Raw genomic sequence first — 24,792 nt, forward strand, 5'->3', positions numbered from 1 at the left:
CGGGTTGGCCCGCGCAGCCTCACCAGTTCCGCCACTTTGCGCGGCAGCCCTGTCACCGGAGATGAGTGCTGGGGGTGTGTGGCGGAGAGGGAGGGATTCGAACCCTCGGAACACTTACGTGCTCAACAGTTTTCGAGACTGCCCCGTTCGACCACTCCGGCACCTCTCCGCAAAAAGATCGCGCGCTCGGGGCCTGGTGGCCCAGCCTGTCGGGAGCGGGGCGGTTAGCGCACCGTCCGGACATTGCCAAGCCCCTTTGCACGCCGCAGCATAAAGGGCTGCGCGCTTGTGCGATGCGGCTCATGCCCTATATTCCCTTGCATGATCGACCGCGCGAAGTTCTTTTCCCCACAGGCCGGCCGCACCATCGATGTGCCGCGCCATGTAAACTCCCGCTTTTCCATCGGCGACGTGGTTCGTCACGCCATGTTCGATTTTCGCGGAGTCATCTTCGACATCGACCCGGTCTTCGCCAACAGCGATGAATGGTACGAAGCCATTCCTGAAGACATCAGGCCCCTTCGCGATCAGCCGTTCTATCATCTTCTGGCCGAAAACGACGAATCATCCTATGTCGCCTATGTCAGCCAGCAGAATCTGCGCCCCGACCCCGAAGGCGGGCCGGTCGAACATCCGCAGGTTTCCGAATTGTTCGATGCCTTCGAAGGTGGCAAATACCGGATGCGCCGCGCGCTGACGCATTAGGTCGCAGCGTTCATTCCTTGATCTTCCAGCCGCTTTTCAGGACGCGATAGGTCACAAAACCCAGCAGCAGCACGAAGATGCCGAGGCCCAGCGCGCTGTGGATCACGGCTTCGTTCGTATCGCCGATGTCGCTTTCGCCCAGAAATCCGAAGCGGAAGCCCGATATGACATAGAAGAACGGGTTGAGGCGGCTGATCGCCTGGAAGAACGGTGCCAGATTGTCGATGACATAGAAGGTGCCCGACAATAGCGAGAGCGGCGCGATCACGAAATTGGTCACGGCCGCATTGTGATCGAATTTCTCGGCCCAGATCGAGGCCAGAAGGCCGAGCAGCGCAAGCATGGCCGCACCCATCAGTCCGAACCATGCGATGGCCCAGGGATGCGCCGCCCCAAGATCGACACCGGGGTAGAGCGACATGGCAAGTGCGACGGCAAAGCCCACCATGATGGCGCGGGTCATGGCGGCGGCGACGATGCCGGTCATCAATTCGCCTTCCGAAAGCGGCGGCATCAGCAGATCGATGATCGTGCCCTGGATCTTGCCGGACAGCAGGCTGAAACTGGAATTGGCGAAGGCATTCTGCATCATGCCCATAACGATCAGGCCCGGAGCGACAAAGGTTGCGAAGGACACGCCCAGGACCTCCCGCCCCGACCGGCCCAGCGCGACCGTGAAGATGACCAGGAACAGCAGCGTCGTGACCGCAGGCGCCCAGACGGTTTGCGTCTGCACCTTGAGAAACCGGCGAACCTCCTTACAATAGAGGCTCCACAGGCCGATGCGGTTGATGCCCTGAATGACGGGTACGCCGCGCGGCGCGAAACGGCGGGTGATTTCGCCTGAATTATCGACCATCGCGGGATCCTTCCGGGGAAACTGCGTCTTGAAGTGAATGGCGCGTCGGCACGGGTGCAGACTTGATCGGCCAGCCCGCCGCGCCTAGGCCCTGCCATCCCTCGTGGCAAGATCGATGCCGGGAAATCGCCTTCAGGCATGAGGGGCGGCGGGCCGGGCTGCCGGAAGTAGAACTGGAACGAGCATGAGCTGGACTGAAGAACGTATCGCCACGTTGAAGAAATTGTGGGAAGGCGGCAATACCGCCAGCCAGATTGCGGAAGAACTCGGCGGCGTCAGCCGGAATGCCGTGATCGGCAAGGCGCACCGCCTCGGGCTGAAATCCCGGCCTTCTCCGGTCAAGGCCAATGCGAAGGGTTCTGCCAAGAGCACTGGCAAATCAGCTGCAAAGGCCGAGTCTGCACCGGCCGAAAAGAAATCGGCGGCGCCCGCGCAATCCGCCAAGGACCAGCCCAGAGACGTTCCTTCCGCTGCTCGCCCGGCAGAAAATCCGGCGCCTGCCAGCCCTGCGCCTGCTGCGCCGAAAGCTGAGCCTGCGCCGACTGCCAGGCCGGCGGACGAAAGCGTCAGCCCTGCGGCAGTATCGGGCGAAGCAGCGCGACCTGTTGCCGATCAGCCCGCACCGGCGCGTTCCGGTCAAGGCAAGGTCGTGTCCGTCGGGCCCGGGGGGTTTCTGCGCCAGGGACCGGGCGATCAGCAGCCGCCCATCCCCCCTGCTCCGCCGCGCCGGCTGGTGCCTGCGCGTCCTGCTCCCGAAATTGCCGACAAGACCAGCCTGCTCGACCTGTCCGACAAGGTTTGCCGCTGGCCCATGGGTCACCCCGGCGAAGCGGATTTCCATTTCTGCGGAACTGCGGTCAATCCCGGCTTCCCTTATTGCGTCGAACATTGCGGCCGCGCCTATCAGGCGCAACTGCCGCGCGGTCAGCGTCGCCCGCCCCCGCCGCTTCCCTTCGGTGGCCCGCGGGTCCGCTGAACCGCCGCTGCCTGCGCCGGCCGTACCATGGTGAGAACATCGCGCGTGTCTGGCGCGTTTTCGGGCGAACAGTCCTGCATGTGTTCCGCCAGTGGCAGCGACTCTGGCGCCATATTGGCGGCCATGGTCGCGTTCGGTCTTGCGTGTCTCCTGATTTTGCAGGCATGCGCGCCTGATCCGGAATCCCGCGGGCCTGTGGTCCTTGCGGCGTCCAGCCTGCAGGGATCGCTGGAGGAAGCAGCGGATTTGTGGACAGCGCAGGGGCATGCCCCGCCTGTCCTTTCCTTCGCATCATCCTCTGCGCTTGCCCGGCAGATCGAGCAGGGCGCGCCTGCCGACCTGTTCATATCCGCCGATATCCTGTGGATGGACAGGCTGGCAGACATGCGGCTGCTCGGCGCACCGGGCGCGCGTATCCTCATGGGCAATCGCCTGGTGATCGTAAGGCGCGCGGGCGAGTCTGCTTCCACCCGCAGTCCGCAAGCTGTGCTGGCGAATCTTGGCGAGAAACGCCTCGCAATGGGCGATCCTGACAGTGTTCCGGCGGGCCGTTATGCCAGGGCCGCGCTGCAGAAGCTGGGGGTCTGGCCGAGGGTGGAACGATCCGTCGCAAGAGCCGAAAACGTCCGTGCCGCGCTCGCGCTGGTCGAACGCGGAGAGGCCGCGCTGGGCATCGTCTATGCGACCGATGCCGCCGCTTCGTCGGCAGTAAGCATCATGGCCGAACTGCCTGCCGACAGCCACCCGCGCATCGCCTATCCCGCTGCCCTGCTGGCGGGATCGAGCCATCCCGACGCTGCCGCCTTCCTCGACTTTCTGGCGAGCAAGCCGGCCAAGGACATTTTCGCCCGGCATGGCTTCTGCACGGCAGCGCTGCCTTGTTGAGCGGCGCGGAATGGGAGATCGTCCGGCTGTCGCTGAAGGTCAGCGTGGTTGCGATCCTCGTCACCCTGCCCCTCGCCTATGGCCTGGCATGGGTTCTGGCCGGACGGGCGTTCCCCGGCCGCGTATTGGTCGACGCGCTGGTCCATCTGCCGCTCGTCCTGCCGCCGGTCGTGACTGGCTGGCTGCTGCTGCTGCTGTTCGGGAACAATGGTCCCGTAGGCGCATGGATGGGGGAGAACCTGGGGATCGGCTTCGTCTTTCGCTGGACCGGTGCGGCGCTGGCGGCTGCCATCATGGCATTGCCGCTGATGGTGCGCGCGATGCGCCTGTCGATCGAAGCGGTGGACCGCCGGCTGGTCGGTGCGGCGCGGACGCTCGGGGCTTCGCGCTGGCGGGCATTTGCCACCATCACCCTGCCGCTCAGCCTACCGGGCATCGCTGCGGGCACCATGCTCGGCTTCGCCCGTTCGCTGGGCGAGTTCGGTGCCACCATCACCTTTGCCTCGAATATCCCCGGCGAAACGCGAACCCTGCCGCTGGCGATCTATTCCGCCTTGCAGGTGCCGGGCACGGATGTTGCGGTGGCAAGGCTCGCCATCATCTCCATCGTCCTGTCGCTGGTGGCGCTGGTCCTGAGCGAATGGCTGGTGCGCCGCAGCGCGCTGGGCCAGGCGGAGGGCACGCGCCTGCATGCCTTCTGACCTTGCCTTCGACATCGATTGCCGCCTTCGCGTCGGCGACGGGATACGCCACTACCATATCCGTTCGGGCGCTGCACTGACATCGCTGGTCGGCCCGTCGGGGGTGGGCAAGACCAGCCTGCTGAACTGCGTCGCGGGGCTGGCGAGAGCGGAAAGCGGCCATGCCATTATCGGCGGGCGGCACCTGTTCGACATGGGGGAGGGCCTTTTTCTTGGCCCCGAAATGCGCGGTGCCGGTTACGTGTTTCAGGATGCCCGCCTCTTTCCGCATTTGCGGGTGGCGGCCAATCTCGCTTACGGCGCGAGACGGAAGCGGCTTTCTGGCGGGCCGCAGATGTTGGACGAGACGGCGATCATCGCCCTGCTCGGAATCGGTCACCTGCTCGGCCGCTGGCCCGCCACATTGTCCGGCGGCGAAATCCGCCGTGTCGCAATCGGGCGCGCCCTGTTCTCGCGCCCGTCCTTTCTCCTGCTCGACGAACCGCTCGTCTCGCTCGATCCCGCCCGTGCCGAAGAAATGGCGCAACTGATCATCAGCATACGCGACGAATTGCGCCTGCCGATCCTGCATGTCAGCCACGACCGCGCCGAGGTTGAGCGTCTGGCGGGAGAAGTGATAGAGATCGCCTGACACAGCAAACCACCGAAGGAAGCGACAATATGCCCCTGTCCCTACACGAAGCCACCGTCCCAAGCTGGCTGCAGATACTCGGATCGGTCAAGCTGCTGGTGGACAGAGCGGAGGCGCATTGCGCTGACGCGGGACTGGATGCGGCAGACCTGCTCCACGCGCGCCTTGCCGATGACATGGCCCCCTTCACCTACCAGGTTAAAAGCTGTGCAACCCATTCCGCAGGGGCGCTTGAAGGTGTGCGAAAAGGGGCGTTCTCGCCCGACATGACCAGCCCGCCGGACAGTTTCAGCGGCTTGCGCGATGTTCTTGCTGCCGCCGAACAGGCCCTCGAAAAGGTGACGCCGCAGGATCTGGAGGCCATCGCCGACAAGCCCATGGTATTTTCGATCGGTGAAAAATACCGGCTGGACTTCACGGTGCGCGACTTCCTGCTGAGCTTTTCCAATCCCAACTTCTATTTTCATGCCACCACCGCTTACGCCATCCTGCGCATGAAGGGGCTGGAGATCGGCAAGCGGGACTATCTGGGCGGGCTGCGTATCCAGACCTGAATTTCGGGTCGATTTAACCTAGTCGGGGCGGCGGGCGAACCAGATCGTGTGGCGCGGCCCCTTATTGTTGGGCCTTGCGCGCACATAGCGTTCTTCGACCAGGAACTTCGCGTCTTTCAGCCGCCGGACGAATGCCGGGTCAGGCGCTGCCGACCATACCGCCAGCAAGCCGCCCGGCCGGAGGGCTTCACGTGCAAGCGCCAGCCCGGTGCGTGAATAGATGCGGTTGTTTTCCTTCCGCACCAGGCCGTCAGGGCCGTTGTCGACATCGAGCAGGATCGCATCATAGGCGCTGCTGAAGCCGTCTGCTGCATCGCCGATCACGTCGGCCACATCCGAAAATTCGAGCTTGAGGCGCTTGTCGTCGAGGCTGTCGCCCGTCAGCGACGCCATCGGCCCCCGCGCCCATTCGACGATCTCGGGCGCGATTTCGGCTACGACCACTTTCGCATCGGCGGGCAGCCCGCCGAGAGCGGCGCGCAGGGTGAAGCCCATGCCGTAGCCGCCGATGAGGACATGCGGCGCCTTCGCTGACAATCGCTCCAGCGTCAGCAGGGCAAGCTGTTCCTCCGAAAATTGCATCCGGCTGCTCATCAATTCGTCGCGGCCCACCATGATGATGAAATCGCGGCCATGGGTAACCAGTTGCAACTCCTCCCCGCCGGGGATTTGCGCGGTGGCGATGGTTTCGCGGGGTAGCATCGCTGAATCCTTTGCGTTCGGGTGGCAAGAAAAGGGGCCGCGCAGGTCATCCCTGCGCGGCCCCCTTCGGTCAATGGCTGATTGGCTCAGTCGTCTTTCAGAAAGTCGGGCAGGTGGTCGGGGTTGCCGCCTTCCGTCCGCGCGCCACCCTGATTACCGCCGTCCTGATTGCCGCCGCCTTGATTGTTATCCCGGTTGCCGCCTTCGCGCCGGGGACCACGGCCGCCGCCGCCGCGATTGCCGCCGCGGTCATTCCCGCCGCCGCGGGGACCACGACGGTCGCCGCCGCGGTCACCCCGGTCGCCACGATCGCCGCGCGGTTCACGCGGTTCGCGGGCCGGACGGGTGTCTTCAAGTTCCTCGCCGGTTTCCTGGTCGACCACGCGCATGGACAGGCGCACCTTGCCCCGCTGGTCGATCTCGAGAACCTTGACCTTCACTTCCTGCCCTTCGGACACGACGTCGGTCGGCTTCTCGACACGCTCGTTCTTCATTTCGGACACGTGGACGAGACCGTCCTTGCCGCCCATGAAGTTCACGAATGCGCCGAAATCGACGATATTGACCACCTTGCCGGTGTAGACCTTGCCCACTTCGGCTTCCTCGACGATTCCTTCGATCCAGCGGCGCGCCGCTTCGATCTGGCTGGCGTCGGACGAGCTGATCTTGATCACGCCTTCGTCATCGATATCCACCTTTGCGCCGGTTTCCGCCACGATCTCGCGGATGACCTTGCCGCCTGTGCCGATAATGTCGCGGATCTTCGACTTGTCGATCTGCATCGTCTCGATACGCGGAGCATGTTCGCTGACACTGGTACGGGCGGTGCCCAGCGCCTTGGTCATCTCGCCCAGGATATGGGCGCGGCCGGCTTTCGCCTGATCCAGCGCCTTCGTCATGATCTCGCGCGTGATGCCCGCGACCTTGATGTCCATCTGCAGGCTGGTGATGCCTTCGCTGGTGCCGGCCACCTTGAAGTCCATGTCGCCGAGGTGATCTTCATCGCCCAGGATGTCGGACAGGACGGTGAAATCGTCGCCTTCGAGGATCAGGCCCATTGCGATGCCCGATACCGGGCGTTCGATCGGTACGCCTGCATCCATCATCGACAGGCAGCCACCGCAGACCGTCGCCATCGAGGACGAGCCGTTGCTCTCCGTGATGTCGGACAGGATGCGGATGGTGTAGGGGAAATCCTCATGGCTTGGCAAAACGGGGTTCAGCGCGCGCCATGCCAGCTTGCCATGTCCCGTCTCGCGGCGGCTGGTGAAGCCGAAACGGCCCACTTCGCCAACCGAGTACGGCGGGAAATTATAGTGCAGCATGAAGGGTGAATAGCTGAGGCCCTCCAGCCCGTCGATCATCTGCTCGGCATCCTTGGTGCCCAGCGTGGTGGTGCAGATCGCCTGCGTCTCACCGCGCGTGAACAGGGCCGAACCATGCGTGCGCGGCAGCAGGCCGACCATCGCCTCGATAGGGCGGATCTCGTCGGTCTTGCGGCCGTCGATGCGCTGGCCATCCTTCAGGATCGACTTGCGGACGATGTCGCTTTCCAGCTTCTTCACCAGCTTCAGCTTGCCGAGATATTCGGCGGGATCGCTGTGATCGAGGCTCTCGTAATGATTGCGCGCCTTTTCGCGGGCGGCATTCACGGCATCCTGGCGCTGCTGCTTGTCGGTCGTGCGATAAGCCGCCTGGAGGTCGGAACCGATAAGGCCGCGCAGTTCGTCCAGCGTGGCGGATTTATCTTCGACCTTCGCGAGTTCCCATGGCTCCTTGGCGGCCTGCTCGGCCAGATCGATGATCGCGCCGATGACCTTGCGGCTTTCCTCATGCGCGAACATGACGGCGCCGAGCATGTCTTCCTCGGACAGTTCCTTCGCTTCGGATTCCACCATCATCACCGCGTCCTGCGTGGCGGCGACGACCAGGTCGAGACGGCCTTCCTTGCATTCGGAAAGGCTGGGGTTGAGCTGATATTCGCCATCGCGGAAACCGACGCGTGCTGCGCCGATCGGGCCCATGAAGGGCACGCCCGAAATGGTCAGCGCGGCGCTGGCAGCGACCATCGCCAGAATATCGGGCTCGGTCTCACCATCATAGGACAGGACCTGGCAGATCACGTTGATCTCGTTGTAGAACCCTTCGGGGAACAACGGGCGCACCGGACGGTCGATCAGGCGGCTGGTCAGCGTTTCCTTTTCGGTCGCGCGGCCTTCACGCTTGAAGAAGCCGCCCGGAATGCGTCCGGCGGCGGAGAATTTTTCCTGGTAATGCACGGTAAGGGGGAAGAAATCCTGCCCTTCCTTCACGCTCCTGGCGGCCGTCACGGCGCACAGCACCACGGTTTCGCCATAGGTCGCCAGCACGGCGCCATCGGCCTGGCGCGCGATGCGGCCGGTTTCGAGCGTGAGCGTCTTGCCGCCCCATTGGGTGGTTACGGTCTTGGTATCGAACATCTGTTATCCTTGCTGAACCCGCCCGCCAGATTGCACGCGGGGCCTGTAGTTCCGGGCAGTTCCGTCCCGGTCCGGTGCGGGGCCTTGATCCGCCCCAAGGCCCCCGTGCCGAATGCAAGGGATGCCCGTTCACAGGCGCCTGCGGTGTTCTGCCAGCGCCTTCATGCGAAAAAGGCGGCTCCGTCTTCAGGAGCCGCCTCATCCGCGAAACTCTTATTTGCGCAGACCCAGTTTCTGGATCAGGCTGTTGTAGCGCGCCACATCCACCTTCTTGAGATAGGCGAGGAGGCTGCGCCGCTTGTTGACCATCATCAGGAGACCGCGGCGGGAATGATTGTCCTTGTGGTTCTTCTGGAAATGGTCGGTCAGGTTGCGGATACGTTCGGTCAGGATGGCGACCTGGACTTCGGGAGAGCCGGTATCACCGTCGCTCTGCGCGTGTTCCCTGATCACTTCCTGCTTTTTTTCTGCGGTAATCGTCAACTGTCATGCTCCGCGACATCGGGTAGGTTGAAACCCCTGACGACTTTCGCCGACCCGGCGGAAACATCCATCAGCGCAACCGGCACATCGCCAAGTTTCGCCAGAACGATCCCGTCGTCATGGGGCAGTCCGTGAAGAACGCGGCCCTGGCGGACCGCTTCTGCCTGTTCGGACGTGAGGGGAAGAGCCGGGATGTCGTCCAGCCCTGCCTCGATCGGCAGAATTACGTCTTCTAGCGGTGCGCCCTTGCCCAGATCGTTCAATTTGTCCAGCGAAATCGCGGTGGCATCCTCAAACGGTCCTGCGCGGCTGCGGCGCAGATAGGTGACGTGGCCGACCGTGCCGAGCGCATGGGCGATGTCGCGCGCCAGGGACCTGATATAGGTGCCCTTGCTCACATTTGCCACCAGCGTGATGCTGTCGGCAAGTTCCAGGGGAGCGGAAGGGTCGTAGGGATCGGGGCGGCCGGCAGTGGTGGCAAAGGTCGATTCGACGCGGTCATCCCGTTCGCCGCCTGCCAGTTCAAGGCTGTGGATGGTGACGCGGCGAGAGGTCATGGTCACCTCTTCCCCCGCCCTCGCCCGGTCGTAGGCGCGGCGGCCGTCGACCATCAGCGCCGAATATTTCGGCGGCACCTGTTCGATCTCGCCGGTGAAATGCGGCAGGATGCCCGCGATGGCGGCGATGGGCGGACGGCGACCTGTGCTTCGCGTCACCTCGCCCTCGGCATCCAGCGTGTCGGTTTCCGTGCCGAATTGCAGGGTGAAGACATAGGTCTTGCTGGCATCGAGCATCCGCCCGGCGAGCTTGGTCGCTTCGCCCAGCGCAATGGGCAGCAACCCTTCGGCCAGCGGGTCCAGCGTGCCGCCATGCCCGACCTTGGTCCTTGCGTAACCGGCCTCGCGCAGATTGCGTTTCACTGCACCCACGGCCTGGGTTGAGCCAAGACCCGGCGGTTTGTCCAGGATGATCCAGCCCGATGGCGGCACGCTCTTGTCCATGGTTCGGCTCATCCGCCGGCGATCGCGATCGAAAGGTTTAGATATTTCTCCTGCAACCACTCCACCGGCGGCAGGACGACCGCCTCGATCACGCCGCTGTCGGGGAAGATCCAGGTGATGGCGATCAGTCCGATGAACAGCACCATGCCCAAGGGGCGCAGCCGCTCATAAGCCCGCGCCGCAGAAGGCGGCAGCAGTCCTTCGAGAATGTGCGAACCATCGAAGGGGGGGATCGGCAACAAGTTGAACAGCGCGAGAAAGATGTTGATGAGGATGAAATAGCGCAGGCCCTCGAACAGCCCGCCCGCAAAACCTTCCGGCGGGGCGGTCAGCGATCCGGCAAACAGGCCCAGCGCCACCGCCCCGACAGCTGCGAGCAGGAAATTGGTGGCAGGCCCGGCGAAGGCCACCGCCATCATGCCGAAGCGCGGATTGTCGAGCCGGTGTTTCATCACCGGCACCGGTTTCGCCCAGCCGAAGATCGGCCCCCCGACCACGGCCAGGAAGCCCGGCACCAGCAGCGTGCCGACCGGATCGACATGGCGCAGCGGGTTGAGGCTGAGCCTGCGCTGTTCCTTCGCGGTCGGATCGCCGAGCGACAGTGCCGCCCAGCCATGCGCGACCTCGTGAAAGACGATGGCGACGATAAGGCACGGTATCAGGATCGCGGCGAGAATGAGGGTTTCTGTCATGGCGGTCAGATAGGGGGCTCAGCCCTGACGCGCCAGCGCGGCGGTGAAATGGCGGCGGCACAGGGCGACGTAGCGATCATTGCCGCCGATTTCCGTCTGTGCGCCTTCCGCCACCGCGCCGCCGCTTTCGTCCACCCGCAAATTCATGGTGGCCTTGCGTCCGCAATGGCAAACCGCCTTCAGTTCGGTCAAGGCATCGGCAATGCCGAGCAGAACGGCGGACCCAGGAAACAATTCGCCGCGAAAATCGGTGCGCAGGCCATAGCAGAGCACGGGTATGTCGGCATCGTCCGCCAGACGCGCGCATTGCCAGACCTGCGCGGCGGTGAGGAACTGCGCTTCGTCCACCAGCACGCAGGCGAGTGGCTGCCTGGCGTGATGTGCGCAGACTGCGTCCCACAGATCGGTTTGCGCGGTGAAGCGGTGCGCATCCGCCCCCAGCCCGATGCGGCTTTCGATGGCGCGTTCGCCCCCGCGAACATCCAGCGCGGCGGTCCACAGCATGGTGGCCATGCCGCGTTCGCGATAGTTAAAATCGGCTTGCAGAAGCGTCGTCGACTTGCCGGCATTCATGCTGGAATAATAGAAATACAGCTTGGCCACGACTGGTGCTCAGGCGGCTCCGCCAGCGGTATCATCCCCGGTATCGTTCTCGGCATCGTCCAGGTCACGGGCAACTTTCGGGTCGGACAACAGTTGCTCGATGCGGCTGGCCTCGTCGAAGCTTTCGTCCGCGCGGAAGGACAGGCGCGGCGCATATTTCAGGCCCAGACGCTTGGCCACCTCGCGCTGAAAGAATGCCGTATTGGCCCGCAGCGCCTTCAGCACCACGGCCTCGTCCTCGCCCAGCAGCGGCTTAACATAGGCCTTCGCATTGCGCAGATCGGGCGACATGCGGACCTCGGTCACGCTGACGGTGGTCGCGCTCAGCACAGGATCGTGCACCTCCTGCCGGGTGAGCAGTTCGGAAAGGACGTGGCGCACCCTTTCGCCCACTTTCAGCACGCGAACCGATTGCTGTTCGGGGGTGGATTGTTGCCTCGCCATCTCAGTTCTCGTCCATCTTTTCCGCTATGCGCTGGAGCTCGCCTATCCGCCGCATCGTCCCCCGGCAACCCAGCCGCCTCTCGATGAAATCGGCGTCGAGCAGGCGTTTCTTCGGCCCGTCAGGATAGGCGCAATGAAGCGCTCTCGTGCCGGGTGCCACAAGTTCAGGCCCCCTGCCGGCGAACTGGCTTTCCAGAAGGGCGAACTGTTCGGGAAAGGGCTGCTGGGCAAGGAACATCGTGCGCGCACGCCGGGGGCCGAAGCGTTCGGTAAACGGGTTCTCCGCAATCGCAGCCTGCAATTCCTCACGGCTGCGAACCGGGGCGACATTGTCGATCTCAAAGCGGTCCAGCAGGATATAGGCAAGCTTCTCCGACAGGCCCGGCGTCGGCCGTTCCTCGTGACGGAACAGGATGTTATCCTCCGCTACGACGGTCTGCACATCGTCGAAATCCTCACGCCACAGGGCGCGGCGCAGATCCTCCATCAGCAGGCGTTCGCCATTTGCTGCGATGCTCCCAAGGAAAGCTGCGTACAAGGCCATGGGTCGGCGAAACCGTCTGCGGCGACGCCCCTTTCCCGATCATCCGGAAAAGGGGCGCATCGTCACAGGGTCCGTTCGCGTTCCTCGACTTCGAAGACTTCCAGCATGTCGCCAGCCTTGATGTCGTTGGTGTCTTCCAGAACGACGCCGCATTCCAGCCCGGTGCGGACCTCGTCGACATCATCCTTGAAGCGGCGAAGCGACTGGATCGTGGTCGCCGAAACGATGACATCCTCGCGCGTGAGACGGGCGAACAGCCCCTTGCGGATGACGCCTTCGGTGACCAGCAGACCGGCCGCCTTGTCCTTCTTGCCGGCGGGAAACACCTGCTTGACCTCGGCACGGCCGACGACATGTTCGATCTTTTCGGGGCCGAGTTCGCCGGCCATTTCCTTCGCGATCTCTTCGGTCAGATGATAGATGACGTCGAAATATTTCATCTCCACCTTGTCGCGCGCGACCAGGGCGCGGGCCTTGGCATTGGGCCGCACGTTGAAACCGATGATCGGCGCGCCCGAGGCTGCCGCCAGTGTCACGTCGCTTTCCGTGATCGCCCCGGCACCCGCATGCAGCACGCGCACCTTGATGAGATCGTTGGAAAGATTGTGCAGCGCAGTGTTGATCGCTTCGACACTGCCCTGCACATCGGCCTTCACCAGAACGGGGAATTCGACGACATTGTTGTTCAGATTGGTGAACATCGTATCGAAGCTGGTGGGGGCGAGCGCGGTGCGCTGCTCGGTCGCCTTTTCCTGGCGGTATTCAGCCACTTCGCGGGCGCGCTGCTCGTTTTCGACGACCGACAGATTGTCGCCCGCCATCGGCACGCCGCCAAGTCCCAGAACCTCGACCGGAGTCGATGGGCCGGCTTCCTTCACCTGCTTGCCATTGTAATCGACCAGCGCACGAACGCGGCCGCTCTGCGTACCGACCACGAAAGTGTCGCCGCGCTTCAGCGTTCCGCGCGTGACCAGCACCGTGGCGACAGGGCCGCGGCCCTTGTCGAGCTGCGCCTCGACCACGGTCGCTTCCGCATCCCGGTCAGGGCGGGCCTTCAGTTCCAGCAATTCGGCCTGCAGGGCGATCTTGTCGAGCAGATCGTCAAGGCCGGTCTTTTTCAGGGCAGACACTTCCACGTCCTGCACATCGCCCGACATCGATTCCACGATGACTTCATGCTCGAGCAGGCGTTCGCGGATGCGCTTCGGATTGGCATCTTCCTTGTCCATCTTGTTGATGGCCACGATCATCGGCACGCCGGCCGCTTTCGTGTGATTGATCGCCTCGATCGTCTGCGGCATCAGCCCGTCGTCGGCGGCAACCACCAGCACCACGATATCAGTGACATTGGCACCGCGCGCACGCATTTCCGTAAAGGCGGCGTGGCCCGGCGTGTCGAGGAAGGTGATCATGTCGCCACCCTTCGTCTTCACCTGATAGGCGCCGATATGCTGCGTGATCCCGCCCGCTTCGCCGCGCACGACATTGGTGCCGCGCAAGGCGTCGAGCAGGCTGGTCTTGCCATGATCGACATGGCCCATGATGGTCACGACCGGCGGACGCTCTCGCAGCGTTTCTTCCGGATCGACATCGGTTTCGGCCTGAATATCGACGTCGCTTTCGGAAACGCGCTGGATATTGTGGCCGAATTCCTCGACCAGCAGTTCCGCCGTATCCTGATCGATCGTCTGGTTGACGGTGACCATCATGCCCAGGTTGAACAGGGCCTTCACCAGTTCCGCACCCTTTTCGGCCATGCGGTTGGCGAGTTCCTGCACCGTGATCGCCTCGGGCACGACGACATCGCGCACCTGCTTCTCACGCGGCTGGCGCTTGCCGCCGCCGCCCGATGCACGGCGCTCCTTCTCCCGCGCACGCTTGAGCGCGGCGAGCGAGCGGGCACGGGCGCCCTCGTCCTCGTTAAGGGCGCGGTTGACGGTCAGCTTCCCGCCACGGCGGCGGTCGGCCTTTTCCTCGCGCTCCGTCTTGACGGGCTTGGCGTCCTTCTTCTTCTCGACCCGCTTCGGTTCGGGGCGCGCGACCGGCGTGAACTTGCGGGCGGCAGGCTGTGCGGGAGCAGACGCGCTGGTTTCGCTTGCGGTAGCAGCATCGGGCTTACCCTCCGCTGCATCTTCGCCCCCATCAGGAGCAGTGTCGCCAGGAGCAGCGGCGGCAGGAGCAGTAGCGGCCTTGGCAGCTGCGGCCTTCTTCGCGGACTTTGCCTCGGCCTTGCTGGCCGCCTCGGCTTCAGCTTCGGCGCGACGGTTCTCTTCTGCCCGGCGCTTTTCGTTCTCGGCCGCCTGCTGGCGCTCATCTTCCTCGCGGCGGCGCGCTTCTTCACCCAGGCGCAGGCGATCTTCCTCGGCCTCTCGCTGCAGACGGGCCACGCGCTCCTGCGGTGTTTCGTCCGACGCAGTCTTCGGCGGCGCAGTACGCTTCGCGGCAGGTGTCGGAGCGGGCCTGGGAGCCGGAGCGGGCGCCGGGGCAGGCGCGGGTGCGGGCGCCGGAGTCTTGGCTTCGGGTTCCGGCGCTTCGCCCGGCTTCACGAGCTTGCGGCGGCGCTTCACCTCGACCGCGACCTTGTTGGTGCGGCCGTGGCTGAAGGTCTGCTTGACCTCGCCCGCTTCCACCGACCGCTTCAGGCCCAGGGGCTTGCGGGTGCGGGTCGGTTTGTCTTCACTATCGCTCATAAAGCTCGTCAATCCTTCAAAATCTCATTCGTCGCCGCGATGCCCCGGCACCGCGTATCATCGCGCAAGTCAGGGCGCCTCGGCCATTCGTCCGCCTGCCGGATCAGTCAGCGCCATTCTCCGGCGCAGCCCTTCCCGGTTCCGGTCCGGACCTGCCGGCATAGTGCAGCAATCGTTGCAGCGTCTGGTCTATACGCGCCGCCAGCTTCCCGTCGCCAATCGCGAGATGCACGACATTGTCGCGGCCCAATGCCACAGACAGAGCCGCGCGGTCCAGTGGCAAGCGCACACCGGCTGCACCGGAACCTTCTGCGTCCTGCCCCACGCGCCAGGCCTGATCCAGCTTGGCGTTTCCGTCCGCGCTGGCATCGCTTGCATGGGCCAGCCATGCAACGCGCCCGGCGCGCGCCTGTTCAGCAATCCGGTCGGAACCCAAGATAAGCGCTCCGCTGCGCATTGCGAGTCCCAGCCGGTCGCTGAAGTTGCGGGTCAGCGCCTGTTCGATCAGTTCGGGCAAGTTCGCCGGCACGTCCAGCTTCGCGCCCTTGTAGGCCCGGGCCAAAGCGCCGCGGAGGCGCCCTTTCTGCATCGCCTGCTCAAGTTCCGCCCGGTTCACGCCCAGCCACGCGCCCCGCCCCGGCGCACGGGCCAGCGGGTCGGGCAGCACATCGCAGGCACCATCCGCCTTTTCAGGCGAGATGGCGAGGCGCAGCAACCGGTCGCGCGGCAGAATGTCGCCCGACAGGATACAGCGGCGCTCGGGCCCGGTTTCCCGGGCCTGCGCGCTGTCCGAAGATTCGGAAACTAGCGGTTCATTGCGAGGATTCCGCAAGGGCGGCCTCCTCTGAACTGTCGCCCGAACCCTCATTGCTGGCCGGTGCCACCGTTTCGGCGACGGCGTCGTCCTCGTCCTCGAACCAGTGGGCGCGAGCGGCCATGATGATCTCGTTGCCCTGCTCTTCGCTCAGGCCATATTCACCCAGCACGCCGCCCTTGTCCTCGGCCCGCTGCGGCGGGCGGCGGGTCGGCGGACCGGCTTCGGGATTGGCGCGGCGGCGGGGCGCCTCGCGCTTCCTGGCGATGAGCTCGTCGGTCGCGAGATCGGCCAGATCGTCCAGCGTCTTGATCCCCGCCTTGCCCAGCACGACCAGCATCTGTTCGGTCAGATGCGGCAGTTCGGCCAGATCGTCCTCGACACCCAGTTCGCGGCGCTGTTCGCGCGCCGTATCCTCGTGCCGCTCCAGCGCTTCCAGCGCGCGGGACTGCAGTTCTTCGGCCAGTTCCTCGTCGAACCCCTCGATCGCGCCCAGTTCTTCCAGTTGCACATAGGCCACTTCCTCGAGCTCGGCGAAGCCTTCGGCGACCAGCAGCTGCGACAGGGTTTCATCGACGTCGAGTTCTTCCTCGAACATCTTCGATCGTTCGGAGAACTCCTTCTGCCGCTTAACGCTCGCCTCTTCTTCCGTCATGATGTCGATCTGGTGACTGGTCAGCTGGCTGGCGAGGCGGACGTTCTGCCCCCGCCGGCCGATGGCCAGGCTGAGCTGATCGTCGGGCACGACGACTTCGATGCGGCCTTCTTCCTCGTCCAGAACGACGCGCGCGACCGTGGCGGGCTGGAGACCGTTGACGACGAAGGTCGCGGTATCCTCGCTCCAGGGGATGATATCGATCTTCTCGCCCTGCAATTCCTGCACCACCGCCTGAACGCGGCTGCCCTTCATGCCGACGCAGGCGCCGACCGGGTCGATGGAGCTGTCATGGCTGATCACGCCGATCTTGGCGCGGCTGCCGGGGTCGCGGGCGGCGGCCTTGATCTCGATGATGCCGTCGTAGATTTCCGGCACTTCCTGCGCGAACAGCTTCTTCATGAAATCGGGATGCGCGCGGCTGAGGAAGATCTGCGGGCCGCGGTTGTTGCGCTCCACCTTGGTGATCAGAGCGCGCACGCGTTCGCCGACGCGCGCGGCCTCGCGCGGGATCTGCTGGTCGCGGCGGATCACGCCCTCGGCCCGACCGAGATTGACGATCACATGGCCGAATTCGACCGATTTGATGACCCCCGTGATGATCTCGCCATCACGGTCCTTGAATTCCTCGAACTGACGCTCACGCTCGGCATCGCGGACCTTCTGGAAGATGACCTGCTTCGCGCTCTGCGCGTCGATGCGGCCAAGATCGACCGGCGGCAGCGGATCGACGATGAAATCGCCCAGCTTCGCATCGGCATCCAGCTTCTTCGCGGCATCGAGGTCGACCTGCTTGAAATAGTCCTCGACATCCTCGACCACCTCGACCACGCGCCACAGGCGCAGATCGCCGGTCTGCGGATCGAGCTTGGCGCGAATGTCGTTTTCCGCGCCATATCGGTTGCGCGCCGATTTCTGGATCGCTTCTTCCATCGCTTCGATCACGATGGATTTGTCGATCATCTTCTCGGACGCGACCGCATTCGCGATTGCGAGCAGCTCGGCCTTGTTGGCGGAAATTGCAGTGGCCATCAGTCGTCAGCCTTCTCTTCTGTTACTTCGTCGATTTCGTCGGCGCCGCTGGTATCCAGCGGCTGTGTCGCGGCAATCAGCGCATCGGTGAGGACGAGCTTTGCCGAATGGATGGTGGAAAGCGGGACGCGAATGCGTTTTTCCGTGCGATCCTCGATCTCGGCCATGGGCGTATCGCTGTCCTCTGCCAGTCCGATCAGCATGCCGCGGATGTTGCGCTGCCCGTTGACCTTCTCGATCAGCGAGACCTTGACTTCATGCCCCGCCCAGTTGGCGAAATCCTGCTTGCGGGTCAGCGGCCGGTCGATGCCGGGGCTGCTGACCTCCAGGTGATAGGCACCCGCGATGATCGTCTCGCCGCCTGCCTCCAGTTCGTCCAGCCGGTCGGACACGCGGCGCGACAGGGCGGCGCACTGGTCGATGATGAGCTGTCCGGTCGCCGGGTCTTCGGCCATGATCTGCAGGGCGCGGTCGCCATCTCCGGCTTCCGACGATGTCATCCGCACGCGCACGAGGTCGAAGCCCAGCGCGCGCGCTTCGGGTTCGATCACTTCGTTCAGGCGGTCGATATCGGCCATGTGTTCTCCGGTCGCAGATCAATTTACCGGCATCGGGAACAAGGCGTTTCGTGCCGGCCCCTTGCGGCGCCAGCCCGGTCTTGCGTCACAATGTCGGGATGCATGTCCAGTTAGGCGCTGCCTGCGGCTTTGGCAAGCCTTGGCTTACAATTCACTCCGAGACGCTTGCGCCGTCGGTGACGAGGCCGTGCTTCCTGATGCAATGGCGCAGCTGGTCGTAACTCAGCCCCAGCGCCTTTGCCGTCTGCCGCTGGTTCCAGCGATGCCGCCCGAGGGCGTGCTCGACGATGGCCCGTTCATGCGCATCGACCGCCGCCCGCAGATCGGCGACGGAATCGAAATCCTGCGCTCTGCCGCTTTCCGGGCCGCTTCCCGGCCGATCCGGCACCGCCTGGGCGAATTGCGAAGCGGCCGGCGCCGGGGCATCGGAAACCGGCAGCCATGGCGAATCGAAGGGGTCGAACTGCACATGACCGACCGGGCTGGCCGCATCGTCCCAGCGATAGACCGCGCGTTCGACCACGTTACGCAATTCGCGCACATTACCGGGCCAGAGGTGGTCCTCCAGCTGCGCCTCCACATGCTGGGCAAAGCCGGGCCAGGCATCCCATTCCAGTTCCGCCGCCATGCGCCGCCCGAAATAATCGGCCAGCACGCCCACGTCGCCCTGCCGGACGCGCAGCGGCGGGAGGGTAATGACCTCGAAGCTCAGCCGGTCGAGCAGATCGGGACGGAAGCGGCCCTCTTTCGCCATGCGCGGCAGATCTTCATTCGTCGCCGCCACGATCCTGACATCCACCCGGCGCGGGCGCGACGAACCGATGCGCGTGACCTCGCCATATTCCACCGCCCGCAGCAGCCGTTCCTGCGCGCCGGTGGAAAGAGTAGCCAGTTCGTCGAGAAACAACGTGCCTTTGTCGGCTTCCTCGAACCGGCCCTCGCGCATTTTGGTAGCACCGGTGAACGCCCCTGCCTCGTGCCCGAACAATTCGGCCTCAATCAGCGTTTCGGGCAGTGCGGCGCAGTTCATGGTGACGAGCGGTTCGTCCCAGCGGGTGGAGAGGCGATGCAGACGTTCGGCAATCAATTCCTTGCCCGTTCCCCGCTCACCGACGACCAGCACCGGGCGGCGCAGCGGCGCGGCGCGGCTCGCCCGCTCCACCGCGTCGAGAAAAGCCCCGGATTGCCCGATAAACTGGTTTTCGCGCTCCATTCCAGCTTTATAGCGAAATACGCCAAGTGTTGGCAAGATGCGCCATGTTCATTTGGCAACCCTATGCAGGAGCACCTCGTAAATCCGGCATTGTCTGGTTTGGCACACCCTTTGCGAGACAGGGTTCGACAGCAAATCGGCCAGCTTCGATAGGGAGTATGCAGCATGGACAACCGCAACAAATTCACGGCCACCCGGCGCGGTGCGATCGGAGCGGGGCTTTGCGCGTTGATCACCGTCGCGTTGCTTTCTGCCCAGAGCGTGCCCGCAAACGCGCCTCTCACGTCAAGCGGCAGCGGATTTGGAATTGGGATGGTGGAACTGGCATGAACGATTTGGGCCCCGGCAAGAACGGTCAGGACGACAAGCGCGACGACGATCCGCTCGGCATTGAAACCGATGCAGAGGACCGGGCGCGCCAGCAGCGCCTGACCCGCCTCGACGCCGAGGTGCAGCGCCTTCGCCAGGCGCCGAAGCAGGCCGTGTCGGGGCGCCCCCGCGACGCTATCCGGCGCGATCCGGGCCGGGGCCGCCCCGATTCATCACCTTTCAATATCGGAGTTCCCTTCATGGGCATTTTCAGCCGGACGCGCGACATCGTCGCCGCCAATTTCAACGAGATTCTCGACAAGGCCGACGATCCCGCGAAGATGATCCGCATGATCATCCTCGAAATGGAGGAAACGCTGGTCGAAGTCCGCGCCAGCGCCGCGCGCACCATCGCCGATCAGAAGGAAATGCACCGCCACACGCTGAAGCTGGACAAGCTGCAGGGCGACTGGGCGGAAAAGGCGCAGCTTGCCCTGTCGAAGGACCGCGAAGACCTGGCGCGTGCGGCGCTGGTCGAGAAGCGCAAGGCAACCGAAATGGCGGACCAGCTGAAGGAAGAGATCGCCGTGCTGGACGATGCGCTGCGCGCCTATGAACAGGATATCGAGAAGTTGCAGAACCGCCTGCGCGAGGCCCGCAGCCGCCAGACCGCCATCGCCGCCCGCCTGGAAAGCGCGGAAAACCGGGTAAAGCTGCGGACGCTGCTCGCCACCGAACGGGTGGACGACGCCATGGCGCGTTTCGATCAGCTCGAACGCCGGGTCGATTATGCCGAGGGCCGCGCCGACGCGCTGAACATTTCCGACGGCAGCAGGAAGCCCAACCTCGCCGATGAGATCGCCGCCCTGGAAGGCAGCGACAAGGTCGATGACGAGCTGGAGGAAATGAAGCGGGCGCTCGGCCACAAATCTGGCGGCGATAAGGAGAGGAAGTAAGTCATGGAAGAGATTTTCGCCGTAGTCGCCATCTTCATCGCGCTCCCGTGGATCGTGCTGCACTATGTGACCAAGTGGAAGACCTCCGCCACGATAACCACAGACGACGAACAATTGCTGGAGGAACTCTACAATCTGGCCAAGCGGCTGGATGAACGGATGGAGACGGTCGAACGGCTGGTGGCAACCGACAGCCCCGATTTCAAGCCGGCCCGGCTGGTCAGCGACCATTCCGAAGACAATGAGAAACTGCGCGAGCTCGACCGGATGCTCAGCGAAAAGAAAGGAATGATGCGATGAGCAGCGAGAGAACGACACTCTACCGCGACAAGCAGAACGCGAAATTGATGGGCGTCTGCGCGGGCATCGCCGATTACACCGGGGTCAACGCGATCTGGATCCGACTGGCCGCCATTGCACTGACCTTCATGACCGGCGGATCGACCATCCCCTTCTACTTCATTGCCGGCCTGCTGCTGAACAAGAAGCCGCCGCATCTTTACGGCGATCAGGACGAGCAGAAATACTGGCAGCGCGTGCGCCAGTCGCCGCAGCGCACCGCCCGTGAAGTGCGCGCCCGGTTCCGTGATGTCGACCGCCGCCTGGCCGCCGTGGAGACCCATTACGTGACCAGCAATCCGCGCCTTTCGGCAGAAATCGAACGGCTGCGCTGACGAAAAATCGAACGGGGGACGGATTATGGAAGGCATACTCGCATTGATGATCCCGCTGGCACCCTTCATCATGGTGGTCGCGATCATCTGGATGAAGAACCAGCGCAAGCTGGAGGAAAAGCGGCTGGACGCGGCTGCCAACCACAGCGCCGAGGCAGCGGCGCGCCATGCGAACCAGGTGGGCGAACTGGAGCAGCGCGTCCGCGTGCTGGAACGCATCGTCACCGACAAGGGGTATGACGTCGCCGCCCAGATCGAGGCATTGCGCGACCGGAACACTGTCGAGGATCAGCCGGGCGATAGCCTGCAATCCTTCGATCGGGAAAGTGGTGTCCCGCTTCGTATCAAGCAAAAGGAGAGCTTCTGATGGTCTGGATCGATCTGGTGCCCTATCTGCCCGTGCTGATCGGCGGCGGCCTGGGCGTGGTGGGCCTCGGCGTGTGGGGGTGGGTGCATACCACCAAGATGAAGATCCAGGCCGGTTATCCGCTGGAAGGCATGTGGGGCCAGTCACTGCACCCGCGCACCGATCCCGAAGCGAAGAACCGGGTCACGCTGCTGACGCAGGAGAACGCGCAGCTTCGTGCGGAAATGGGATCGCTGAAGGACAGGCTCGGCAATGTCGAGCGGATCGTCACCGACAGCGGCTACCGGCTGACGCATGAGATCGACAGTCTGCGCGATGGTTCGACCGGGCTTGAACTCGTCCGCGACAAGACGAACGATGATGGGAGCGCGCATTGAGCATGTGGACCGCAATCTTCCTGATCGCCTGCATCATCGCCGCCGTGCAGATGTACAAGGCGAAGCAGCGCGCCGACAACGGCATCATCGCCGACCGGCAAGGCAACGAACGCTATATCGAGCGCAGTGACCCCGACATGCAGCGTGAAATGGAACAGCTGCGTGAACGCGTCCGTGTGCTGGAGCGCATCGCCTATGATGCGAACACCGGCAGCGGGCGGCAGTCGCGGGAAATCGCCCGCGAGATCGAGGCGTTGCGCGGCGATGCCGACACTCCGGAAGCTGCACCCGACGACGGGATGAGCAGCGAAAGCCCGCGCCGAAAGGGCTGACGCGAACCGCATCTAAACCTTTCTCCATGGACGCCTGGCAAGGAGGATTACCGCTATGTCTGACCAGATCGTACTGCCGCTGACAGCCCTCCTCGCGACGATCATCGTGACGACTGCCATCCTGCGCGGCTGGCAGGGCTGGCTTGCGCTGAAGGAACGTGAACTCGACCGCACCTCGGGCGACGTGCTCCACACCCCGGCCGCCGGAAAGATCGAACTGGCCGATCTGAAGGAGCGCGTTCGCCAGTTGGAAGCGATCGCCAATGGGGTGGAACTCTGACGTGCTGCTGCTATTGCGTAGCCCATGCGCACTTTGGACGACATCCGCGAAGAATATGAATTCCTCGAAGGCGACGAACGCTACCGCCTGCTGATCGAACTCGGGCGCGATCTGGAAGAGATGCCCCAGCCCCTGAAAACCGATGCGACCCTGGTGCGCGGCTGTTCGGCCAGCGTCTGGGTGTATCCGGTCGAAACGACGGGCGGCACGCTGCATTTCCTGGCCGACAGCAATGCCGCCATCACCAAGGGTATCGTCGCTCTCGTCCTGTCGGCCGTGCAGGACAGGCCGGCGCAGGAAGTCGCCGCGATGGATATCGCGCAGGAACTGGCACCCTTCGACCTGAAGAACCAGCTCAGCTCAAACCGGACGCAGGGCGTGCCCAACATGATCGCGCTGGTGCAGGACCATGCGGCGCGGCTTGCCAGCGCAGGCTGAGGCGCCCTCCCCGGTATGCGTGAGGCCTCTCAGGCCTCGGCGCTGTCTCGCACCACGGCGAGGCCGGCTTCGCGCTGGCGCTTCAATTCCGCCTTCAACCGCGCAGGATCGCGCGCGAACACGAAACCGAAGCTGACCCCGCCCTCGCGCCCGATGGTGGCATGGTGCAGCTTGTGCGCCTGCACCAGCCGCTTGGCATAGCCGCGCCTTGGCACCCAGCGGAAGAATCGCTGATGCACCAGCCCGTCGTGAATGAAAGTGTAGATCAGGCCATACAGCGTGATGCCGAAAGCGGTCCACCATAGCGCGTCAGAATAGTAATAGCCGCCCAGGAACATGAAGAACACGATGGTGCCGAAGACCACGGCGAACAGATCGTTCTTTTCCAGCACCTTGTCATGCGGTTCGTGGTGATCGCGGTGCCAGCCCCAGCCCCAGCCATGCATGATGTATCTATGCGCCCACCAGGCGAAGATTTCCATGCCGATCAGGGCTGCAAGCACCACGGCTGCGATCTGCCACAGGGTCATGGATCAGCATCCTTTCTGCAAATTCTCGCGCCGCACGCGGGGCAATGCCCACCAGGGCACATTGGCGCGGCAATGATGTTCGTGATGATAGCCGAAATGAAAACAGCTGGCGAGACTGGCCAGGGCGCCGAAACCTTCGCTGCGTGCATTGTGCCGGTCGGCGAAACCGTGTTCGTCATGCCGGTGCGGGCGATAGGTGCCGAAATAGAACAGCTGCATCGATGATGCGATGGCAGGCAATCCATAGAGAAGGACGATGTTCTGCACCGCCACGTCCAGCACCAGCCAGTAGATCAGCACGACGCTGGAGACGAACAGGGCGGATTGCCAGCCGAAATAGCGTTTCAGGAACGTACCGTACCAGCGCCAGAAATGGCTCGGGTTGTCCTCGTCGAAATCAGGGTCTCCCGGCTTACCCGCCAGCCGGTGATGATCGAAATGCGCCGAGCGCATCCGCTGCCAGGAAAAGCCGGCATACAGGAACAGCAGCGCCGCTCCGATAGCGGAATTGATCCGTCTGCCGCCCGGCACCAGCGATCCGTGCATCGCATCGTGGCTGACGATGAACAGCCCGACCGACAGCCAGCACTGCACCGCCGCCAGCAGCAGGGCGAGCGGCAGGGCTGCCCAGGTCAGTTCGAGGATGAACATCGCGAACACGTGGATTGCCAACCAGCCCATCACGATTGCCGCCGCCAGGGCGAGGCCGATCGCCGCCTGACGGCACCGCGCCATGGCAGGCGAAGATCGGCTGTCTGCCGGTAAGGACGATCGTGTTGCCATCGGGGCTATATAGGCGCTTTCGTACCGGCGCAAAACAGCCGGCAGCTCGGCGGCAGAGCCATCGCCTCAGTCGCGGAAGAAGAACTTCGAGATTTCCTCGCCAATCCGGGCCGGCCGCAGCGTTTCCGCATCGATGCAGCACCAGCTGGACTGGATTTCGGCGAGGACTTCCTCCCCGCGCTCAATGACCGTGGAATAAAACGCCCGTGCGCCCTTGATGCTTTCCAGCACGGTGCGGGCGACCACATCATCTTCCAGAAAGGCGGGTTTGCGATAGGTGATCTCGTGCTTCAGCGCCACCCAGGCGCGGCTCGCCACGGCATCCGATGGAGCGATATCGCGCCAGTGCGACAGGACGGCATCCTGCACCCAGCCCAGGTAACGGGCATTGTTCACATGCCCCATGAAGTCGATATCGTCCGTGGTGATGGCGATGAGGTGAGTGTGGCTGGCTGCTGACATGGGTGTTAGTTAAGCATTCAATCCTTTCCTTTCCATGACAATGTTTTTCTAAACGGCATAAAC

At 63.8% G+C, this 24,792-nt stretch carries 32 protein-coding genes and 1 tRNA gene; 15 read left to right on the top strand and 18 right to left on the bottom strand.

Annotated features, from left to right (window positions below):
- Positions 1 to 79: 79 nt before the first annotated feature.
- Positions 80 to 169: transfer RNA gene (locus HG250_RS12385), tRNA-Ser, on the bottom strand.
- A 155-nt stretch (positions 170 to 324) separates the two neighbouring features.
- On the opposite strand from HG250_RS12385, the gene hspQ reads away from it, so the two are divergent.
- Positions 325 to 705 carry a heat shock protein HspQ gene (hspQ, locus tag HG250_RS12390; RefSeq protein ID WP_170005720.1) on the top strand — a complete coding sequence of 127 codons (381 nt, stop codon included), beginning with the start codon at positions 325 to 327 and terminating at the stop codon, positions 703 to 705.
- A gap of 10 nt (positions 706 to 715) precedes the next feature.
- Here hspQ and HG250_RS12395 read toward each other — a convergent pair whose 3' ends face one another.
- Positions 716 to 1,564: an ABC transporter permease gene (locus HG250_RS12395; RefSeq protein ID WP_170005651.1), complete on the bottom strand. Its 849-nt coding sequence runs from the start codon at positions 1,562 to 1,564 to the stop codon at positions 716 to 718.
- Between the two features lie 184 nt (positions 1,565 to 1,748).
- Between HG250_RS12395 and HG250_RS12400 the strand changes: the two genes are divergently transcribed.
- The 5 genes from HG250_RS12400 to HG250_RS12420 all read left to right on the top strand — a co-directional run bounded on the left by HG250_RS12400 (position 1,749) and on the right by HG250_RS12420 (position 5,311).
- The gene (locus HG250_RS12400; RefSeq protein ID WP_170005652.1) at positions 1,749 to 2,540 is read left to right on the top strand and encodes a GcrA family cell cycle regulator; all 792 of its coding nucleotides are present in this window, start codon (positions 1,749 to 1,751) and stop codon (positions 2,538 to 2,540) included.
- A 195-nt stretch (positions 2,541 to 2,735) separates the two neighbouring features.
- Positions 2,736 to 3,425 (top strand): molybdate ABC transporter substrate-binding protein, encoded by a 690-nt coding sequence (gene modA / locus HG250_RS12405; RefSeq protein WP_338103920.1) that lies wholly within the window; start codon positions 2,736 to 2,738, stop codon positions 3,423 to 3,425.
- Positions 3,419 to 4,126, top strand: a complete 708-nt coding sequence (gene modB / locus HG250_RS12410; protein ID WP_170005653.1) for a molybdate ABC transporter permease subunit — start codon at positions 3,419 to 3,421, stop codon at positions 4,124 to 4,126. Before modA ends, modB begins: the two co-directional genes overlap by 7 nt.
- Complete coding sequence (locus HG250_RS12415; protein WP_170005654.1) at positions 4,116 to 4,757, top strand: ATP-binding cassette domain-containing protein; 642 nt, start codon at positions 4,116 to 4,118, stop codon at positions 4,755 to 4,757. Before modB ends, HG250_RS12415 begins: the two co-directional genes overlap by 11 nt.
- 29 nt (positions 4,758 to 4,786) lie before the next feature.
- Positions 4,787 to 5,311, top strand: a complete 525-nt coding sequence (locus tag HG250_RS12420; RefSeq protein ID WP_170005655.1) for a DUF1993 domain-containing protein — start codon at positions 4,787 to 4,789, stop codon at positions 5,309 to 5,311.
- Between the two features lie 18 nt (positions 5,312 to 5,329).
- On the opposite strand, the gene HG250_RS12425 is transcribed toward HG250_RS12420, so the two are convergent.
- The 13 genes from HG250_RS12425 to pspF form a co-directional block, all read right to left on the bottom strand.
- On the bottom strand, positions 5,330 to 6,013 hold the full coding sequence (locus HG250_RS12425) for a spermidine synthase family protein (protein ID WP_170005656.1): 684 nt from the start codon (positions 6,011 to 6,013) through the stop codon (positions 5,330 to 5,332).
- An 86-nt stretch (positions 6,014 to 6,099) separates the two neighbouring features.
- A complete protein-coding gene (gene pnp, locus HG250_RS12430; protein WP_170005657.1) occupies positions 6,100 to 8,472 on the bottom strand; it encodes a polyribonucleotide nucleotidyltransferase in 2,373 nt (790 codons plus the stop codon).
- A gap of 213 nt (positions 8,473 to 8,685) precedes the next feature.
- Complete coding sequence (rpsO, locus tag HG250_RS12435; RefSeq protein ID WP_170005658.1) at positions 8,686 to 8,955, bottom strand: 30S ribosomal protein S15; 270 nt, start codon at positions 8,953 to 8,955, stop codon at positions 8,686 to 8,688.
- Complete coding sequence (gene truB, locus HG250_RS12440) at positions 8,952 to 9,968, bottom strand: tRNA pseudouridine(55) synthase TruB (protein WP_240957118.1); 1,017 nt, start codon at positions 9,966 to 9,968, stop codon at positions 8,952 to 8,954. The genes rpsO and truB overlap by 4 nt, the downstream gene beginning before the upstream one ends.
- Positions 9,965 to 10,648 carry a site-2 protease family protein gene (locus tag HG250_RS12445; RefSeq protein WP_170005659.1) on the bottom strand — a complete coding sequence of 228 codons (684 nt, stop codon included), beginning with the start codon at positions 10,646 to 10,648 and terminating at the stop codon, positions 9,965 to 9,967. The genes truB and HG250_RS12445 overlap by 4 nt, the downstream gene beginning before the upstream one ends.
- Positions 10,649 to 10,666: 18 nt before the next feature.
- Positions 10,667 to 11,251: a thymidine kinase gene (locus tag HG250_RS12450; protein ID WP_170005660.1), complete on the bottom strand. Its 585-nt coding sequence runs from the start codon at positions 11,249 to 11,251 to the stop codon at positions 10,667 to 10,669.
- 9 nt (positions 11,252 to 11,260) lie between these two features.
- On the bottom strand, positions 11,261 to 11,695 hold the full coding sequence (gene rbfA, locus HG250_RS12455; protein WP_170005661.1) for a 30S ribosome-binding factor RbfA: 435 nt from the start codon (positions 11,693 to 11,695) through the stop codon (positions 11,261 to 11,263).
- Between the two features lies 1 nt (position 11,696).
- On the bottom strand, positions 11,697 to 12,239 hold the full coding sequence (locus HG250_RS12460) for a DUF1697 domain-containing protein (RefSeq protein WP_170005662.1): 543 nt from the start codon (positions 12,237 to 12,239) through the stop codon (positions 11,697 to 11,699).
- A 62-nt stretch (positions 12,240 to 12,301) separates the two neighbouring features.
- Positions 12,302 to 14,929, bottom strand: coding sequence for a translation initiation factor IF-2 (gene infB / locus HG250_RS12465; RefSeq protein WP_170005663.1), 2,628 nt, complete (start codon positions 14,927 to 14,929; stop codon positions 12,302 to 12,304).
- 103 nt (positions 14,930 to 15,032) lie between these two features.
- Positions 15,033 to 15,761, bottom strand: a complete 729-nt coding sequence (locus tag HG250_RS12470) for a DUF448 domain-containing protein (RefSeq protein WP_170005664.1) — start codon at positions 15,759 to 15,761, stop codon at positions 15,033 to 15,035.
- On the bottom strand, positions 15,742 to 17,430 hold the full coding sequence (gene nusA / locus HG250_RS12475; RefSeq protein WP_170005665.1) for a transcription termination factor NusA: 1,689 nt from the start codon (positions 17,428 to 17,430) through the stop codon (positions 15,742 to 15,744). The genes HG250_RS12470 and nusA overlap by 20 nt, the downstream gene beginning before the upstream one ends.
- Positions 17,430 to 18,008: a ribosome maturation protein RimP gene (gene rimP / locus HG250_RS12480; RefSeq protein WP_170005666.1), complete on the bottom strand. Its 579-nt coding sequence runs from the start codon at positions 18,006 to 18,008 to the stop codon at positions 17,430 to 17,432. The genes nusA and rimP overlap by 1 nt, the downstream gene beginning before the upstream one ends.
- A gap of 151 nt (positions 18,009 to 18,159) precedes the next feature.
- On the bottom strand, positions 18,160 to 19,221 hold the full coding sequence (pspF, locus tag HG250_RS12485; RefSeq protein ID WP_170005667.1) for a phage shock protein operon transcriptional activator: 1,062 nt from the start codon (positions 19,219 to 19,221) through the stop codon (positions 18,160 to 18,162).
- A gap of 165 nt (positions 19,222 to 19,386) precedes the next feature.
- Between pspF and HG250_RS12490 the strand changes: the two genes are divergently transcribed.
- Genes HG250_RS12490 through HG250_RS12530 form a run of 9 tightly spaced genes read left to right on the top strand, consistent with a single transcriptional unit; the run spans position 19,387 to position 22,954 of the window.
- Complete coding sequence (locus HG250_RS12490; RefSeq protein WP_170005668.1) at positions 19,387 to 19,551, top strand: hypothetical protein; 165 nt, start codon at positions 19,387 to 19,389, stop codon at positions 19,549 to 19,551.
- Complete coding sequence (pspA, locus tag HG250_RS12495; protein WP_420821337.1) at positions 19,548 to 20,486, top strand: phage shock protein PspA; 939 nt, start codon at positions 19,548 to 19,550, stop codon at positions 20,484 to 20,486. Before HG250_RS12490 ends, pspA begins: the two co-directional genes overlap by 4 nt.
- Before the next feature lie 3 nt (positions 20,487 to 20,489).
- Positions 20,490 to 20,786, top strand: a complete 297-nt coding sequence (gene pspB, locus HG250_RS12500; RefSeq protein WP_170005669.1) for an envelope stress response membrane protein PspB — start codon at positions 20,490 to 20,492, stop codon at positions 20,784 to 20,786.
- A complete protein-coding gene (gene pspC, locus HG250_RS12505) occupies positions 20,783 to 21,160 on the top strand; it encodes an envelope stress response membrane protein PspC (protein ID WP_170005670.1) in 378 nt (125 codons plus the stop codon). The genes pspB and pspC overlap by 4 nt, the downstream gene beginning before the upstream one ends.
- Positions 21,161 to 21,185: 25 nt before the next feature.
- On the top strand, positions 21,186 to 21,527 hold the full coding sequence (locus HG250_RS12510) for a hypothetical protein (protein ID WP_170005671.1): 342 nt from the start codon (positions 21,186 to 21,188) through the stop codon (positions 21,525 to 21,527).
- Positions 21,527 to 21,904 (top strand): hypothetical protein, encoded by a 378-nt coding sequence (locus HG250_RS12515; protein WP_170005672.1) that lies wholly within the window; start codon positions 21,527 to 21,529, stop codon positions 21,902 to 21,904. The genes HG250_RS12510 and HG250_RS12515 overlap by 1 nt, the downstream gene beginning before the upstream one ends.
- The gene (locus HG250_RS12520) at positions 21,901 to 22,236 is read left to right on the top strand and encodes a hypothetical protein (RefSeq protein WP_170005673.1); all 336 of its coding nucleotides are present in this window, start codon (positions 21,901 to 21,903) and stop codon (positions 22,234 to 22,236) included. Before HG250_RS12515 ends, HG250_RS12520 begins: the two co-directional genes overlap by 4 nt.
- A 55-nt stretch (positions 22,237 to 22,291) precedes the next feature.
- Positions 22,292 to 22,516 carry a hypothetical protein gene (locus HG250_RS12525; RefSeq protein WP_170005674.1) on the top strand — a complete coding sequence of 75 codons (225 nt, stop codon included), beginning with the start codon at positions 22,292 to 22,294 and terminating at the stop codon, positions 22,514 to 22,516.
- Between the two features lie 24 nt (positions 22,517 to 22,540).
- Positions 22,541 to 22,954 (top strand): SufE family protein, encoded by a 414-nt coding sequence (locus HG250_RS12530; RefSeq protein ID WP_170005675.1) that lies wholly within the window; start codon positions 22,541 to 22,543, stop codon positions 22,952 to 22,954.
- 29 nt (positions 22,955 to 22,983) lie between these two features.
- Here HG250_RS12530 and HG250_RS12535 read toward each other — a convergent pair whose 3' ends face one another.
- The 3 genes from HG250_RS12535 to HG250_RS12545 form a co-directional block, all read right to left on the bottom strand.
- Positions 22,984 to 23,484, bottom strand: coding sequence for a sterol desaturase family protein (locus tag HG250_RS12535; protein WP_170005676.1), 501 nt, complete (start codon positions 23,482 to 23,484; stop codon positions 22,984 to 22,986).
- Between the two features lie 3 nt (positions 23,485 to 23,487).
- Positions 23,488 to 24,267 carry a fatty acid desaturase gene (locus tag HG250_RS12540; protein ID WP_240957119.1) on the bottom strand — a complete coding sequence of 260 codons (780 nt, stop codon included), beginning with the start codon at positions 24,265 to 24,267 and terminating at the stop codon, positions 23,488 to 23,490.
- Positions 24,268 to 24,333: 66 nt separating this feature from the next.
- Positions 24,334 to 24,729 carry an acyl-CoA thioesterase gene (locus HG250_RS12545; RefSeq protein ID WP_170005677.1) on the bottom strand — a complete coding sequence of 132 codons (396 nt, stop codon included), beginning with the start codon at positions 24,727 to 24,729 and terminating at the stop codon, positions 24,334 to 24,336.
- Between the last annotated feature and the right edge of the window lie 63 nt (positions 24,730 to 24,792).

Origin of the sequence: Pseudopontixanthobacter vadosimaris, from assembly GCF_012979275.1 — a bacterium.
GTDB classification, from domain to species: domain Bacteria; phylum Pseudomonadota; class Alphaproteobacteria; order Sphingomonadales; family Sphingomonadaceae; genus Pseudopontixanthobacter; species Pseudopontixanthobacter vadosimaris.